Origin of the sequence: Lentibacillus sp. L22, from assembly GCF_040812445.1 — a bacterium.
Classification (GTDB): domain Bacteria; phylum Bacillota; class Bacilli; order Bacillales; family Amphibacillaceae; genus Lentibacillus_C; species Lentibacillus_C daqui.
Genome location: NZ_JBFNXI010000021.1, coordinates 25,727 through 41,967, shown reverse-complemented (window position 1 = coordinate 41,967; position 16,241 = coordinate 25,727). Strand labels below are relative to the sequence as shown.

13 protein-coding genes are annotated in these 16,241 nt (G+C 40.9%); all 13 read left to right on the top strand.

The genetic code is table 11. The features are described 5' to 3' along the window. Window positions 1-107: 107 nt before the first annotated feature. Window positions 108-1,370 (top strand): RIP metalloprotease RseP, encoded by a 1,263-nt coding sequence (gene rseP, locus ABRT01_RS10900; RefSeq protein ID WP_367747126.1) that lies wholly within the window; start codon window positions 108-110, stop codon window positions 1,368-1,370. A gap of 123 nt (window positions 1,371-1,493) precedes the next feature. Beyond that, window positions 1,494-5,783, top strand: coding sequence for a PolC-type DNA polymerase III (locus ABRT01_RS10895; RefSeq protein WP_367747124.1), 4,290 nt, complete (start codon window positions 1,494-1,496; stop codon window positions 5,781-5,783). 485 nt (window positions 5,784-6,268) lie between these two features. Continuing rightward, window positions 6,269-6,739, top strand: a complete 471-nt coding sequence (gene rimP, locus ABRT01_RS10890) for a ribosome maturation factor RimP (RefSeq protein WP_269409233.1) — start codon at window positions 6,269-6,271, stop codon at window positions 6,737-6,739. Between the two features lie 13 nt (window positions 6,740-6,752). Beyond that, a complete protein-coding gene (gene nusA / locus ABRT01_RS10885; RefSeq protein ID WP_269409232.1) occupies window positions 6,753-7,883 on the top strand; it encodes a transcription termination factor NusA in 1,131 nt (376 codons plus the stop codon). Between the two features lie 14 nt (window positions 7,884-7,897). Beyond that, the gene (gene rnpM, locus ABRT01_RS10880) at window positions 7,898-8,182 is read left to right on the top strand and encodes an RNase P modulator RnpM (protein WP_269409231.1); all 285 of its coding nucleotides are present in this window, start codon (window positions 7,898-7,900) and stop codon (window positions 8,180-8,182) included. Further along, complete coding sequence (locus ABRT01_RS10875; RefSeq protein ID WP_269409230.1) at window positions 8,169-8,471, top strand: YlxQ family RNA-binding protein; 303 nt, start codon at window positions 8,169-8,171, stop codon at window positions 8,469-8,471. The genes rnpM and ABRT01_RS10875 overlap by 14 nt, the downstream gene beginning before the upstream one ends. A gap of 20 nt (window positions 8,472-8,491) precedes the next feature. Next, entirely contained in the window at window positions 8,492-10,702 is a 2,211-nt protein-coding gene (infB, locus tag ABRT01_RS10870) for a translation initiation factor IF-2 (protein WP_367747121.1), read from the top strand. Continuing rightward, window positions 10,699-10,977, top strand: a complete 279-nt coding sequence (locus ABRT01_RS10865; protein ID WP_269409228.1) for a DUF503 domain-containing protein — start codon at window positions 10,699-10,701, stop codon at window positions 10,975-10,977. Before infB ends, ABRT01_RS10865 begins: the two co-directional genes overlap by 4 nt. Before the next feature lie 26 nt (window positions 10,978-11,003). Then, the gene (gene rbfA / locus ABRT01_RS10860) at window positions 11,004-11,348 is read left to right on the top strand and encodes a 30S ribosome-binding factor RbfA (protein WP_269409227.1); all 345 of its coding nucleotides are present in this window, start codon (window positions 11,004-11,006) and stop codon (window positions 11,346-11,348) included. A gap of 153 nt (window positions 11,349-11,501) precedes the next feature. Continuing rightward, the gene (gene truB / locus ABRT01_RS10855; RefSeq protein WP_367747118.1) at window positions 11,502-12,389 is read left to right on the top strand and encodes a tRNA pseudouridine(55) synthase TruB; all 888 of its coding nucleotides are present in this window, start codon (window positions 11,502-11,504) and stop codon (window positions 12,387-12,389) included. Between the two features lie 31 nt (window positions 12,390-12,420). Then, on the top strand, window positions 12,421-13,365 hold the full coding sequence (gene ribF / locus ABRT01_RS10850; RefSeq protein ID WP_367747116.1) for a riboflavin biosynthesis protein RibF: 945 nt from the start codon (window positions 12,421-12,423) through the stop codon (window positions 13,363-13,365). A 148-nt stretch (window positions 13,366-13,513) separates the two neighbouring features. Then, on the top strand, window positions 13,514-13,783 hold the full coding sequence (gene rpsO, locus ABRT01_RS10845) for a 30S ribosomal protein S15 (RefSeq protein ID WP_269409225.1): 270 nt from the start codon (window positions 13,514-13,516) through the stop codon (window positions 13,781-13,783). 259 nt (window positions 13,784-14,042) lie between these two features. Beyond that, window positions 14,043-16,151 (top strand): polyribonucleotide nucleotidyltransferase, encoded by a 2,109-nt coding sequence (gene pnp, locus ABRT01_RS10840; protein WP_269409224.1) that lies wholly within the window; start codon window positions 14,043-14,045, stop codon window positions 16,149-16,151. Window positions 16,152-16,241: the final 90 nt, after the last annotated feature.

The following is a 16,241-nucleotide window of genomic DNA, read 5'->3' as shown; positions in this document are numbered from 1 at the left end:
AGGAGCGGAAAAGCAAGCCAACGAAGAAATTCGAAGTGTTATTTTTACCGGACTTTTTGAACATCCTCTAAAACGACGCTTCACTTATATAAAGGAAGGTGCCTCATTTGACGACAGTTATTGCGTTTATAATCATGTTTGGCTTACTTGTATTCATTCACGAATTTGGTCATTTGATTTTTGCCAAACGTGCAGGAATGTTAGCACGGGAATTTGCCATTGGTTTTGGACCAAAGATATTTGACTTTACGAGGAATGAAACAGTCTATACAATCCGTCTGCTTCCTATTGGCGGATACGTCCGGGTTGCCGGTGACGATCCGGAAATGGTTGAACTTAAGCCAGGTCATCATATTGGTCTGGAGTTTAATGATGCCGGTAAAGTAAACAAAATTATCGTTAATAACAAGTCCAAACATCCAAACGCGCGTGTGATTGAGGTGGAACATGCGGATCTCGATCATGAGTTAGTGATTAAAGGCTACGAACTTGACGATGAAGATCATCAATTGCAGTTTGCTGTTGATGAAAAAGCGTTGATGGTTGTTGATGAAAAAGCGACACAAATCGCCCCATATGATCGGCAGTTTGCATCCAAGAGTGTTGGTAAACGGGCAATGCAATTGTTTGCTGGGCCGATGATGAATTTTGTGTTGGCGATCGTGATCTTCATTATTCTTGGTTTGATTCAAGGTGTGCCAACCGAGCAGGCAATCATTGATGAAGCACAACCGAATTCGCCTGCTGCAGAAGCCGGGTTGCAGCATGGTGATGAAATTATCCAAATCGAAGGGAAGACCATCTCGACATGGGAAGATTTTACAAAAACTATCCAGGATCACCCGGAAGAAGAGTTAAGCATGAAGGTGAAACGAGAAAACGGGAACACGGACGATATTACAGTAACACCGGCAAAACAGGAAGAACGGGGAATAACATTCGGACAGCTGGGTGTTACCCATTTGTTTGAAAAATCGTTCTTTGGAACATTTAAATATGGATTTATGGAAACGTACCATACTACCCAAACAATCTTAACCAACTTGTTTATGTTGATTACCGGTCAGCTTTCAATTGAGATGTTATCTGGGCCGGTTGGCATTTATGATGTAACCAATCAAGCAGTTCAGAACGGATTCAACACCTTTTTGATGTGGACGGCAATGCTTAGTGTAAACTTGGGAATCGTGAACCTTGTCCCACTGCCCGCGCTTGATGGTGGCCGACTGCTGTTTGTCGGCATTGAAGCAGTACGTGGCAAGCCGGTTGATCCGCAAAAAGAAGGAATTGTGCATTTCATTGGCTTTGCACTACTGATGCTATTAATGATTGTTGTAACATGGAATGATATTCAGCGGTTGTTTTTATAATAAAAAGAATCAGTAGTCTGTAAAATAACTAAGAACCCTTGGCATTGTCTGAGGGTTCTTAGTATAATTGTATAAGAAGATGTTACGTACAATAGGTTATTTTTAGTTACGGGAGAGAGAGTCATGGCTATTACCAGCGCTGAAAAAATGAATGTATTATTAAACCAGCTTGACATGCCTGCAGAATATATGGATTATTTTCAGGATAGTGAACTGCTAAGGCTTGAAGTGTATAAAAAAACGCAAACATGGCACTTTCACATCCAAATTAAACAGGTATTGCCCAGTCAGGTGTATCAATTAATGACCGTCAAATTGCAGGACGCATTTAAGCAAATTGCCAATGTTGATATGACTTTGTATGCAACTGATAAACAATGTGATGACCAAACAATATGTGGATACTGGAAACACTTTATTCAATCACAAACCAACTTATCTCCAGCATACCGGGATTTAGTACATAAACAAACACCAAGGGTTAACAATAATAATATTATGTTAACTGCAAGAAATGAAGCAGAGGCCAATGCACTGAAACGACGTCTTGAAGAAGGATTCCGGGCCTATTGCAAAAAAATCGGTGCTCCCGCCTATACACTGGCTATCGATGTAAAAACTGAAGAACTGGATATGCAAAAATTCCGTGAACAAAAAGCACTGGAAGATCAGCAAATCATTATGAAAACCGTTCAGGAGAAGGAAAAACGAGAGAAAAATAAGGGACAAGCAGAAACCAATCAACCGTTTGCGATCGGATATCCGATTAAGGATGAAGCTTTAAGCATGGAAGACATCCTGGAAGAAGAACGTCGGGTCACTGTCCAGGGTTATGTTTTTGCAGTAGAGGTTCGTAAACTGCGATCAGGCAGAAGTCTATTAATTGCTAAAGCTACCGATTATACCGATTCCTTACAGATTAAAATGTTTTCCAAAGGTGACGAAGATGCACTCATTTTTGAGCAATTAAAACAAGGCATGTGGATTAAAGCCAGAGGCAGTATCCAAACCGACATGTATACGAACGAACTAGCGATGATGGCCAATGACATGCATGAAGTCCAGGTAGAAACCCGAAAAGATACTGCACCTGAGGATGAAAAACGGGTTGAATTGCATGCCCATACAACGATGAGCCAGATGGATGCGGTTGTATCGCCCACCCGCTTGGTGGAACAAGCAGCGAAATGGGGGCATAAAGCCATTACAATCACCGATCATGCAGGTGTTCAGGGCTTTCCTGAAGCACATCTGGCAGGGCAAAAGCATGGCATTAAAGTATTGTATGGGGTAGAGGCAAATCTTGTCGATGATGGTGTACCGATAGCATATAATGAACAGGATCGGGATCTGGCTGATGGGACATATATTGTGTTTGATGTGGAAACAACTGGTCTCTCCGCGGTGTATGATACCATTATCGAACTGGCAGCTGTTAAGGTGCACCAGGGAGAAATTGTCGATCGTTTTGAATCGTTTGCCAATCCACATCATCCATTATCGCAAACAACGACCGATTTAACTGGAATCACGGACGAAATGGTAGAAAATGCGCCAGAAATTGGTGATGTGCTGAAAGATTTTTATACCTGGTGCGAAGATGGAATACTCGTCGCTCATAATGCAAGTTTTGATATCGGGTTTCTAAATGCTGGTTATAAGCGGATTGATTATCCTAAGGTTATCAATCCTGTTATCGATACGCTGGAACTGGCGCGGTTCTTGTTTCCGCAGTTGAAGAATCATCGTTTAAATACGATGTGTAAACATTTGGATATTGAGTTAACCCAGCATCACCGGGCGATCTATGATGCTGAAGCGACAGGATATTTACTCTGGAAACTTGTCCAGCGTCTACTAAAACAAGATATTACGAATCATGCCCATTTAAATAATCATATGGGTGAAGGAAATGCCTACCAGCGGTCACGTCCTTTTCATTGCACACTACTTGCCCAAAATCAGGAAGGGTTGAAAAATATCTATAAAATTGTTTCCCTGGCACATGTAGATTATTTTTACCGGGCTCCCCGTGTTCCACGCTCGAAATTGCAAAAGTATCGTGATGGTATTTTAGTAGGAACAGCCTGTGACCAAGGGGAAGTTTTCGAAACGATGATGCAAAAGTCGGAGGAAGAGGCAGAAAAAGTCGCGGAATTCTATGATTATATAGAAGTCCAGCCACCAACCAATTATGTTCATTTAATTGAAAAGGAGCTTGTGCAAAATGAAGCACAAGTATTAGATATTATTTCGAAATTGGTAGCTTTGGGCAAACGAATGGGAAAACCAGTGGTGGCAACTGGTAACGTGCATTATATTGAAGATCATGAAAAATTGTACCGGCAAATATTGATTGCTTCACAGGCAGGTAATCCGTTAAATCGGCAAACACTGCCGGATACACCATTTAGAACAACAACTGAAATGCTTACGTGCTTTCAATTTTTGGGTGAAGAAACGGCCCGGGAAATCGTTGTCACAAACACCCAAAAACTTGCTGATGAAATAGACGAGGTTTCCCCAGTAAAAGATGGATTGTTCACCCCGACGATTGAAGGGGCTGAAGAGGAAATGCGCAGTCTCTGTTACACTAAAGCAGAGCAAATCTATGGCAATCCGATTCCGGAAATCGTTACGGAACGGTTGGAAAAGGAATTGAGCAGTATTATTGGGCATGGTTTTGCTGTTATTTATTTAATTGCCCATAAACTGGTTAAAAAATCCCTGGATGATGGTTACTTGGTTGGTTCAAGGGGTTCTGTCGGTTCTTCTCTGGTTGCAACGATGTCTGATATAACCGAGGTTAACCCATTACCACCGCACTATGTTTGTTTGAACTGTCATTACCACGAATTTATAACGGATGGTTCTGTCGGCAGTGGCTTTGATTTACCTGACAAACAATGTCCAAACTGTGATACGCCCTTAACAAAGGATGGACAGGACATTCCGTTTGAAACATTCCTTGGTTTTAAAGGGGACAAGGTACCAGACATTGATTTGAACTTCTCTGGTGACTATCAGCCAAAGGCTCATAATTATACGAAAGTATTGTTTGGTGAAGATAACGTATATCGTGCGGGAACCATTGGCACGATCGCGGACAAAACAGCTTATGGATATGTGAAGGGGTATGCCTCCGATAAGTCGCTCGTGTTTAAAAATGCCGAGGTGGACCGGCTTGTTCAAGGATGTACGGGTGTGAAGCGGACGACCGGGCAGCATCCAGGTGGGATTATTGTCGTTCCTGATGATAAGGAAATTTATGATTTCACACCAATTCAATTCCCGGCGGATGATCGAAATAGTGAATGGCGAACCACCCATTTTGACTTCCATTCGATTCATGATAACTTATTGAAGCTGGATATCCTTGGTCACGATGATCCAACCGTTATCCGGATGTTGCAGGATTTAAGCGGGATTGATCCGAAAACAGTTCCGACTGATGATGATGAAGTGATGAAAATCTTTTCTGGTCCCGAACCACTTGGGGTTACCGCAGAGCAAATCAATTGTAAAACCGGAACATTAGGTGTACCTGAATTTGGAACAAAATTTGTTCGCCAAATGCTGGAGGATACGAAACCGACAACGTTTGCCGAGCTCGTGATTATTTCCGGTCTTTCCCATGGAACCGATGTCTGGCTGGGTAACGCCCAAGAACTAATCAATGACGGTATTTGCGAACTGCCCGATGTTATTGGCTGCCGGGACGATATTATGGTCTATCTGATGCACAAAGGTTTAGAGGCATCACTGGCATTTAAAATTATGGAGTTTGTCCGTAAAGGCAAAGGGCTGCAGGATGAATGGATCGTGGAAATGAAGAAACATGATGTGCCAGACTGGTATATTGAATCATGTAAAAAGATCAAATATATGTTTCCGAAAGCACACGCCGCGGCTTATGTATTAATGGCAATCCGGATCGCTTATTTCAAAGTTCATCATCCGATTCTTTTTTATGCCGCATACTTCTCGGTTCGAGCGGATGATTTTGAGCTGGACACGATGATTAAAGGGTCAAATGCGATTAGGAAGCGGATCGAAGGCATTGTGGCTAAAGGAAACGATGCATCACCAAAAGAAAAAAGTTTATTAACCGTATTGGAACTCTCGCTGGAAATGTGTGAACGTGGATTTTCGTTTGAAAAGGTTGATCTTTATCAATCTAGTGCAACTGATTTTATCGTAAATGGTGATTCATTAATTCCGCCGTTTAATGCAGTCGATGGTTTGGGGACAAACGCTGCACTAAATATTGTCAAAGCACGTGAGGAAGGCGAGTTTCTTTCAAAAGAAGATCTTCGCGAACGCAGCAAGATCTCGAAAACGGTTTTGGAATATCTGGATAATCACGGATGTTTAGAAGGAATGGCAGCAGAAAATCAGTTGTCTTTGTTCTAGAATAGGAAGCGGCTGACACGATTGTTTTGCCAGCCGCTTTTTTAGGTTCATACATTGTGATACTAATACAAAAATAATAATCGCTCATTTTTAAATTTTAGTTGATTTGAACCCCACGATCCGCATCATTTTCAAGTGATATACGATGGACTATATATGAAAATAGGTTGAAATGGAATTCATATCCTTGCAAGAATATTTTTCTTATGGTATAGTTTTACTGGTAAGTCATGATACGAACGGTCAAAAGAGTGGGTCTTCCCACTCTTTCTTCTTACTGGAAAATCTTTTTCACCAACTTCTCCCTTGCCACAACTCCCGGCAAGGGTTTTATATTGATGGAAAAGCGCAGGCGATCAGGGGATTGTTCGACTACGAATGCCCTGTGGCAACATTGAATTGATCTGCATCCAGCATGCCTAATGGAAATGAAAATAATTGACTATAATAAGGAAAAAGGATAATCGAATAAAGGAGGATATGGCTTGAGTTCACAGGTAGTAAAAACAACTGAAGAATTGATTCAGCCAATCTTGCAAGAAAATAATCTTGAACTGGTCGATATTGAATATGTAAAAGAAGGAAAAGACTGGTTTTTGCGTGTGTATATTGATAAGGATGGCGGTGTAGATATTGATGAGTGTGGAAAAGTGTCGGAACAGTTAAGTGGGAAATTGGATAAACTGGATCCGATCAAAGAGGCTTATTTTCTTGAGGTATCATCGCCTGGTGTGGAGCGTCCGTTAAAAACAATTGAAGATTTTACGAAGCATATTAATCATAATGTTTATGTGAAACTCTATGAACCGATTGACGGGGAAAAAGAGTACGAAGGTATTTTAACAGCATTTCAGGACGATACTGCAACGATCGAGTACAAGGTTAAAACACGAAAAAAACAGGTGGAAATTCCATACAAAAAAATAGCGAAGGCAAGGCTCGCTGTAACACTATAAAGGGGGAGAAGACGTGAGCAGTCAGTTGTTTGACGCCATAAATTATTTGGAAAAAGAAAAAGGTATCGATAAGGACATATTGTTGGAGGCTTTGGAAGCAGCACTGATTTCTGCGTATAAGAAAAATTTCAAGTCAGCTACGAATGTCCGGGTTGATCTTGACGAAGATGCTGGTACAATGCGTGTCTTTGCCAGAAAGACGATCGTTGATGATGTGGAAGATTCCCAACAGGAAATAGGGTTGGAAGAAGCCAAAAAAATTGATCCGAATTATGAAGTCGATGATGTTATTGAGGTTGAGGTTACACCGAAAAACTTTGGCCGGATTGCTGCACAGGCAGCCAAACAGGTAGTTACACAACGAATCCGCGAGGCAGAACGCGGTGTTATTTTTAACGAATATGTTGACAGGGAAGACGATGTCATGACCGGGATTATTCAGCGTATGGATTCCCGCTTCATCTATGTTAATGTTGGCAAGATTGAAGCAAAATTATCAGAACAGGAACAAATGGCTGCAGATGATTACCATGTTCACGATCGTTTGAAGGTATACGTTACAAAGGTTGAAAATACAAGTAAAGGCCCACAGGTTTATGTATCACGATCCCATCCAGGCCTGTTGAAACGGTTGTTCGAAATGGAAGTTCCAGAAATTTATGATGGCATTGTAGAAATCAAATCCGTTTCTCGTGAAGCTGGTGACCGTTCGAAAATTTCAGTTCATGCAGAGGATCCGGAAATTGACCCTGTTGGCTCTTGTGTCGGTCAAAAAGGGCAACGGGTTCAGGCGATTGTCAATGAGCTAAAAGGCGAAAAAATTGATATCGTTGAATGGTCGGAGGATCCGGTTATCTACGTCTCCAATGCATTAAGTCCGTCAAAAGTAATTGATGTGCTTGTTGATGAAGAGGATAAAGCAACAACGGTAATTGTTCCGGATTATCAATTATCGCTGGCTATCGGAAAACGCGGGCAGAATGCAAGACTTGCTGCCAAACTTACCGGCTGGAAAATTGATATTAAGAGTGAATCCGAAGCAAGGGATGAAGGGTTGATTACTGATAATTTCACTCTGGATGATGATGAAGACAATGATACTTTTGAAACCTATTCCGACAATGTCGATGATTTGTTTGAATAAGGGGGACACACCTGATGGCACAAAAAAGGAAAATTCCGCAACGAAAATGTATTGTAACAAATGAAATGCGACCTAAAAAAGAATTGATTCGGATTGTCCGCACCAAAGATGGTGATGTGTTTGTCGATGAAACCGGCAAGAAAAACGGGCGTGGTGCATATTTATCCAGGGACAAAAGCGTTATTGACAAAGCGGAGAAAACAAATGCACTAAGTCGTCAATTTAATGGTGAAGTAGGACCAGAAATCTATGATCAACTAAGACAAATCGTTGATGGTAAGCAACATGAAAAAAAGTAATTATTTAAATATCATCGGTTTGGCTTACCGGGCGAGAAAATGCTCTCTAGGTGAAGACACAATTGTCAAGGATATTCAGCAAAAACGAGCGAAACTGGTTCTTTTGGCCAATGATACGGGTCCGCAAACAAGAAAAAAAATAATGAATAAATGTAAAACCTATGATATACCTTTTCGAATAGTTGACGACCGTCAAACATTGTCACATGCTATTGGAAAAACACAAAGAGTAGCAATTGCCATCTTAGATGCAGGATTTGCCGCTAAGATTGAATCGTTACTCGGGTAAATAAATTCGGGGGTGAACGTATGACGAAAATGCGTATATATGAATATGCCAAAAAAAATAATACAACTAGCAAAGATGTGATCGGACACTTGAAAAAACTGAATATAGAAGTTTCGAATCATATGTCAACAATATCTGATGATGTAATTGCCAAACTGGATTCACGATTTTCTGCAAAGCCGGCAACAGGTAAGAAAAAGATGAATAAACCTAATCAAAAATCAAATCAAAACCCAAATCAAAATCAAAAACAAAATGAAACTGCAAATAAACAAACAAGCACTACGAACAATAAGAAGGATGCAAATAGGAAACCCAACAGAAACCAGGGGCATAACAATGGGAATCGATCACATGCTTCACAGACAAAACCAAATAAGAAAAACACGCAAATGAGACAACAAAAAAATAAAAAAGGAAGACCTAATCAGAAACCTGCGCATGTGCAACCAACCCAAAAACAGCCGGTAAAGGAAACGCCAAAAGAAATTAAATATAGTGGAACATTGACGGTGAGTGACCTTGCCGAAAAATTGCATAAAGAGTCATCCGAAGTCATTAAAAAGCTGATGTTTCTCGGGGTTATGGCGACGAAAAACCAGGATCTTGACGACGAGGCTGTGGAATTGATTTGCGATGAATATAATGTGGCAGTTGAAAAAGAGGTTATTTTAGAAGATACGGATTTTGATAAATACCGGAAAGAAGACAGTGAGAAGGATCTGATCGAACGTCCTGCTGTGGTAACGATTATGGGACATGTTGATCACGGAAAAACAACATTGCTTGATTCGATTCGTCATACCAAGGTACAGGCTGGAGAAGCCGGTGGTATTACCCAGCATATCGGTGCCTATCAAGTAGAGAATAATGGTAAGAAAATCACTTTCCTTGATACACCTGGTCATGCTGCATTTACAAGCATGCGCTCAAGAGGTGCTCAAGTTACTGATATCGCTGTTTTAGTTGTTGCTGCTGATGATGGTGTTATGCCACAAACAGTTGAGGCGATCAATCATGCGAAGGCTGCAGAAGTTCCAATCATCGTTGCCGTCAATAAAATTGATAAAGAAGGTGCCAACCCCGACCGGGTTATGCAGGAACTGACCGAATATGAGTTGATTCCTGAGGATTGGGGCGGCGATACAATTTTCGTGCACCTGTCTGCCTTTAAGAATGAGGGTATTGATGACCTGCTGGAAATGATTTTACTTGTTTCTGAAGTAGAGGAACTAAAAGCAAATCCAGATACAGATGCGTTTGGTACGGTAATTGATGCCCAGCTTGATAAAGGAAAAGGACCGGTTGCCACCTTACTTGTTCAAAATGGCACACTGCATGTCAGTGATTCAGTTGTTGTAGGTAATACATTTGGGCGTGTTCGGGCAATGGTAAACGATATCGGTAAACGTGTAAAACAAGCAGGACCTTCTACACCAGTGGAAATTACCGGCCTACACGATGTACCACAAGCAGGCGATCAGTTCTTGGTATTTGCCGATGAGAAAAAAGCACGGCAAATCGGGGAAGCACGCCAGCAAAAACACATTCAGGAGAATCGATCCGAACAAACAAAAGTAAGTCTTGATGACTTGTTTGAGAAAATTAAACAAGGGGAAATGAAAGAAATTAATATCATTATCAAGGCTGATGTGCAAGGATCCGCCGAGGCATTGGCATCCTCTTTACGTAAGATAGAAGTAGAAGGGGTAAAAATTAAAATCATCCATACGGGTGTTGGCGCTATTACGGAATCGGATATTATTTTAGCGTCCGCTTCAAACGCGATTGTCATTGGATTTAATGTCCGGCCTGATGCAAATGCCAAGAAAGCCGCTGAATCGGAAAAGGTGGATGTTCGTTTGCATCGAGTAATTTACAAGGTAATTGAGGAAATTGAAGCAGCAATGAAAGGTATGCTTGACCCGGAATATGAAGAAAAAATCATTGGTCAGGCCGAGGTACGTGAAACCTTCAAAGTATCACGAATTGGTACAATTGCTGGTTCGTATGTAACCGACGGGAAAATCACTCGTAATGCCGGTGTTCGGCTAATACGGGAAGGCATTGTCCAATTTGAAGGGGAAATCGATACCTTAAAACGCTATAAAGACGATGTGAAGGAAGTCGCCCAAGGTTATGAATGTGGGATAACAATTGTAAATTTCAATGATATTAAGGAAGGCGATACAATCGAAGCGTTTGTTATGGAGGAAATTGAGCGCAAATGATTGTCTATGCAGAAGTTGAATGTATGCTGTATGATGGGCATTCACTGAAACAAAAGCGTTCGGTTCTAAAACGATTGATCAAGAGGCTCCAACAGGATTTTAATGTCGCTGTGACAGAATTAGACTACCATGATCTGTGGCAGCGGACAAAACTGGGAATTGTGACTATTTCCAGGGAAACGGCATATGCGGAACAAGTCATTCAAGCCGTATTAAAAGTAATCGATACATTTACGGAACTGGAGCGAACCATAACAAATGTTGACCATCGATAGTTGTTCTCGCAAAGAGGTGAAAATGAATGAGTGATTTACGAGCAAATCGTGTTGCAGAACAAATGAAGAAGGAACTTGGCGATATTCTCAGTCGCAAGATAAAGGACCCGCGCGTTGGTTTTGTAACAGTTACAGATGTTGAGGTAACAGGGGATCTGCAACAGGCGAAAATATTTATATCCGTCCTTGGCGGTGAACAGCAAAAACATGATACACTTGTTGGTCTTGCCAAAGCAAAAGGATTTATCCGAACAGAAATTGGACACCGAATTCGTCTGCGCAAAACACCAGAAATAGCATTTGAGTTCGATAAAGCCTTAGAAAAAGGTAATCGGATCGAAACGATTTTGCGCGACTTAAATAACAAGTAATAGAGAGGTAAAAAATCTGACCCGGAAGAATGATGGAGTCGGATTTTTTACCATATGTTTACATATAATTTGTTCAAAAAAAGGATCGAGGTCAAGGTGCATTGTTTTGAACTTCCTCTTTAATAACAAGATTATAGGTTGGAGGCAACAGGTATGGACGGAATCATTCCATTATGGAAGCCAAAAGGGTTAACCTCACATGATTGTGTCATTAAAATAAGAAAGCTGCTACGCACAAAAAAAGCGGGTCATACTGGCACACTTGACCCGGAGGCGGAAGGGGTGTTGCCAATCTGTCTTGGGAAAGCGACAAAGATTGTTCCATTTTTAACAGAAACAACTAAAACATATATCGCTGAAGTATCTTTGGGCACAGCAACGGAAACAGAGGATGCAACAGGTCATGTAGTGGAGCAGCGACCAGTTAACAACCGTCCGTCCCAACAGGAAGTTGAAACTGTATTGTCTTCATTTACCGGTGACATTACGCAAATTCCGCCAATGTATTCGGCTGTGAAAGTTAACGGCAAGAAATTGTATGAATATGCACGGGCCAATCAACCGGTCGAACGCCCGGAGCGAACTATAACGATTATCAAATTGGACTTTTTGGGTTTTACCGGGGAGAGTTCATTCCGAATTCGGGTTATTTGTTCCAAGGGGACGTATATCCGGACTTTGTGTGTTGACATTGGAAAGCAATTGGGCTATCCGGCACATATGTCTGATCTAACCAGAACAGCAACAGGTTCGATTGAAAAACAGGACACGGTTACATTTCAGGACATTGCCAATGCAGCCGAAAAAAAAGAGATTGAAAAAATATTATTGCCTATTACTAGGGGATTGACCCATTTGGATAGTATAATAGTAGATGGCAAAATGAAAGAACGCGTATTGTTTGGACAAAAGCTGGCAAAACCGGATAACAAACCTAAAACAGACCCGTTTGTGATGATGTACCAGGGGCAGGTTTTAGCCATTTATCAAATCCATCCGGAAAATGATAAACAAATCAAACCAGTTCGTGTTTTCTCGTAAAATTAGCAGAAAAAAGTGTAGGTGAAAAATGTTGCGAACAATTGAATTAACGTACCCTCATTCTTTAACAATGGATCAACTTCCTGAAACGGTAGCCGCAATTGGTTTTTTTGACGGTATCCATCTGGGACATCAAAAAGTGATTAACCATGCCATATCAGAGGCGAAAAAGCGAGATATGGAAAGTGCTGTTATTACGTTTCATCCGCATCCTTCTGTTGTGTTGAAAAAGGATGTACAACATGTGCAATATATCACACCATTAAAAGAAAAGCAGGAAATATTAGAAAAACTTGATGTTGATCGACTATACATTATTACGTTTAACAAGGAGTTATCATCGCTGTCACCACAACAGTTTATCGATGATTTTATCATTGGACTGAATATCAAGCATTTGGTAGCAGGATTTGATTACTCGTTTGGTTTCAAAGGAAAAGGAAACATGAAAAATATAGCCGAATATACCAGGGACAAATTTACTTTTACGACGATTGACAAGGTAGAAATGGATAATGAAAAGGTTAGTTCAACGAAAATTAGAGGATTGCTTCAAGTCGGAAATGTCGAAGAAGTTCAAAGACTACTTGGAAGGCCTTTAATAGTAAGCGGCACAGTAGTAGAAGGAGACAAACGTGGCAAAAAACTTGGCTATCCGACTGCTAACTTACATATCCATCCGGATGCATTATTACCGAAACCGGGTATTTATGCGGTTAAGGTTAGGTATAAACAGGAATACCTAGAAGGGATGGCAAGTTTAGGCTATAATTCTACGTTTACAGCAGATCGATCTGATTTGTCGATGGAAGTAAACATTTTTGATTATAAAAATAATTTATATGGTCAACAATTACAAGTAGAATGGTGGAAATATGTGCGGGAAGAGATCAAATTTGACCATGTAGAGGCACTAATTGATCAAATGGCTGATGACGAACGTGAGATTCGCGAATTTTTCTCTAACACAAAATAGGATTCAAGCAGAATGATGATTATCAATAATCCTTGCAATTCAGCACAGAAAGTAGTATTCTTGTAAACGTAAAACCATCGCTTGGCAAATCGAGACTCCGACGTTTGCTAGGGGATAGGGGTTTTGAATAAAATAGGAGGTGAACAGGATGGCTATCACAAAAGAACGTAAAAATGAAATTATTTCCGAGTTCAAGGTTCATGATACAGATACCGGATCACCGGAAGTACAAATTGCTGTCCTTACAGAGGAAATCACGAAGTTAAATGAGCATTTACGCGTTCATAAAAAAGACCATCATTCTCGTCGCGGTCTATTAAAAATGGTTGGTAAACGCCGTAATTTGCTTAACTATTTACGTAACAAAGATGTTACACGCTATCGTGACTTGATTAAGAAACTCGGTTTACGCCGATAATTGCCAGAAAAAAGCAGGAGTAATCCTGCTTTTTTTGCAGTTAAGAAAGGAGAACGTTGGCCTGTTTCGATTGCAATAAAAAGGTTCGTATCCGGCCCAGTACCTGCTTATCTGCAGCAAAAATTTACATTTACCACCATAAATTATAAAATGAAGGTAGTTGTGCATATGCAAGTGGTTCTGTTAATGGGTAATGATAAAGAAAGTCCCCATATATGGTTATGCCACTAGCATGTGATTGAAAGGAGTACTAGTACTAATGGCAGAAGAAAAACAAGTTTTCTCCACGGAAATAGCCGGTAAACCATTTATCGTAGAAGTTGGAGAATTAGCGAAACAGGCCAATGGTGCATGTATGATTCGCTACGGGGATACCTCAGTATTGTCTGTAGCAACTGCATCACAAGAGCCAAAAGATTTACCGTTCTTTCCGTTGACTGTTAATTATGAAGAACGGTTGTACGCAGTCGGGAAAATTCCCGGAGGCTTTATCAAACGTGAAGGCCGGCCAAGTGAAAAGGCAATCCTTGCTTCCCGGTTAATTGACCGGCCTATCCGGCCACTGTTTCCGGATGGCTTCCGTAATGAAGTACAGGTAATCAGCACTGTTATGAGTGTTGATCAGGATTGTTCCACAGAAATTGCTGCCATGATTGGTTCATCCATCGCCTTGAGCGTATCTGATATTCCCTTTGAAGAACCAATAGCCGGTGTTCACGTTGGCCGGGTCGATGGTGAATTTGTTATTAATCCATCTGTTGAACAGGAAGAAAAAAGTGATATTGATCTGACAGTTGCGGGTACGAAGGATGCCATCAATATGGTAGAGGCAGGTGCCAATGAAGTACCGGAAGAAGTAATGCTTGAAGCAATTATGTTCGGTCATGAAGAAATTAAACGGCTGGTACAGTTTCAAGAGGAAATTGTAAAAGCTGCCGGCATGGAAAAGAAAGAAGTTGCATTATTTCAGATTGATGAGTCACTGGCAGAACAAGTTACTAACCAGGCGAAAGATAAATTAATTGCCGCCATTCAGGTTAAAGAAAAACTTGCCCGGGAACAAGCCATTGATCAGGTGAAAGAAGAAATTACCGCTTTGTATGAGGAAGAAGACGAAGAAGTTGTAAAACAAGTGAAGTCTATGCTTGACAAAATGGTTAAAGAGGAAGTACGCCGTTTAATCACTAAAGAAAAAGTGCGTCCGGATGGTCGTAAAATTGATGAAATCAGGCCACTGTCATCTCGCATTGGTGTACTGCCAAGAACACATGGATCCGGATTGTTCACCCGTGGACAAACACAGGCTCTAAGCATTTGTACCCTTGGTGCATTAGGAGATGTACAAATTTTGGATGGACTTGATTTGGAAGAGTCGAAACGATTCATGCATCACTACAACTTTCCACAATACAGTGTCGGTGCAACAGGGCCGATTCGTGGACCTGGACGCCGGGAAATTGGTCACGGAGCATTGGGTGAACGGGCATTGGAAAAAGTGGTTCCATCAGAAAAAGTATTCCCATACACCATTCGCCTTGTCTCCGAGGTATTGGAGTCAAATGGCTCAACATCACAGGCAAGTATTTGTGCAAGTACAATGGCCATGATGGATGCTGGAGTACCAATTAAAGCACCAGTTGCCGGAATTGCCATGGGACTTGTGAAATCTGGTGATGACTATACGATCTTAACGGATATTCAAGGAATGGAAGATGCCTTGGGCGACATGGACTTTAAAGTTGCTGGCACAGAACAAGGGGTTACTGCCCTGCAAATGGATATCAAAATTGATGGATTATCACGGGAAATTCTTTCAGAAGCATTAACACAAGCGAAAAAAGGGCGCATGCAAATATTGGATCACATGCTCGCGACAATCAAAGAACCAAAACAGGAGCTTTCCGAATACGCACCGAAAATTGTAACCATGAAAATTAACCCGGATAAAATTCGTGATGTGATTGGTCCAAGTGGTAAACAAATCAATCAAATTATTGATGAAACAGGTGTTAAAATCGATATCGAACAAGATGGCAGTGTATTTATTTCATCGACTGATATGAAGATGAATGAGCGTGCTAAACAAATTATAGAAGATCTTGTTCGGGAAGTCGAAGTAGGACAAATTTATTTGGGGACTGTAAAACGGATTGAGAAATTTGGCGCGTTTGTGGAATTATTTAAAGGAAAAGACGGGCTTGTGCATATTTCCGAATTGGCGGAAGAACGGACCAATAAAGTGGAAGACGTGGTATCAATCGGTGATCAAATCATGGTGAAGGTAAAAGAAATTGATAATCATGGCCGCATTAACCTTTCCCGAAAAGCGGTGTTAAAAGAAGAACGGGAAAAAGCAAAATCGAAATAAAACACAAGAAGCTGGAAAAACCAGTTTCTTTTTTTATCCTTCAAAAACAGAAATCACCTGTTAACTTTTTCTGAGCATACCTTGTCCTTG

Bases quoted from the DNA above. Each gene is read 5' to 3' on its own strand.
- ABRT01_RS10875 (WP_269409230.1), top strand. From the start codon at position 8,169: ATGAAAAAAAGTAATTATTTAAATATCATCGGTTTGGCTTACCGGGCG.
- truB (WP_367747118.1), top strand. From the start codon at position 11,502: ATGGACGGAATCATTCCATTATGGAAGCCAAAAGGGTTAACCTCACAT.
- rpsO (WP_269409225.1), top strand. From the start codon at position 13,514: ATGGCTATCACAAAAGAACGTAAAAATGAAATTATTTCCGAGTTCAAG.
- rbfA (WP_269409227.1), top strand. From the start codon at position 11,004: ATGAGTGATTTACGAGCAAATCGTGTTGCAGAACAAATGAAGAAGGAA.
- pnp (WP_269409224.1), top strand. From the start codon at position 14,043: ATGGCAGAAGAAAAACAAGTTTTCTCCACGGAAATAGCCGGTAAACCA.
- ABRT01_RS10895 (WP_367747124.1), top strand. From the start codon at position 1,494: ATGGCTATTACCAGCGCTGAAAAAATGAATGTATTATTAAACCAGCTT.
- rnpM (WP_269409231.1), top strand. From the start codon at position 7,898: ATGGCACAAAAAAGGAAAATTCCGCAACGAAAATGTATTGTAACAAAT.
- ABRT01_RS10865 (WP_269409228.1), top strand. From the start codon at position 10,699: ATGATTGTCTATGCAGAAGTTGAATGTATGCTGTATGATGGGCATTCA.
- infB (WP_367747121.1), top strand. From the start codon at position 8,492: ATGACGAAAATGCGTATATATGAATATGCCAAAAAAAATAATACAACT.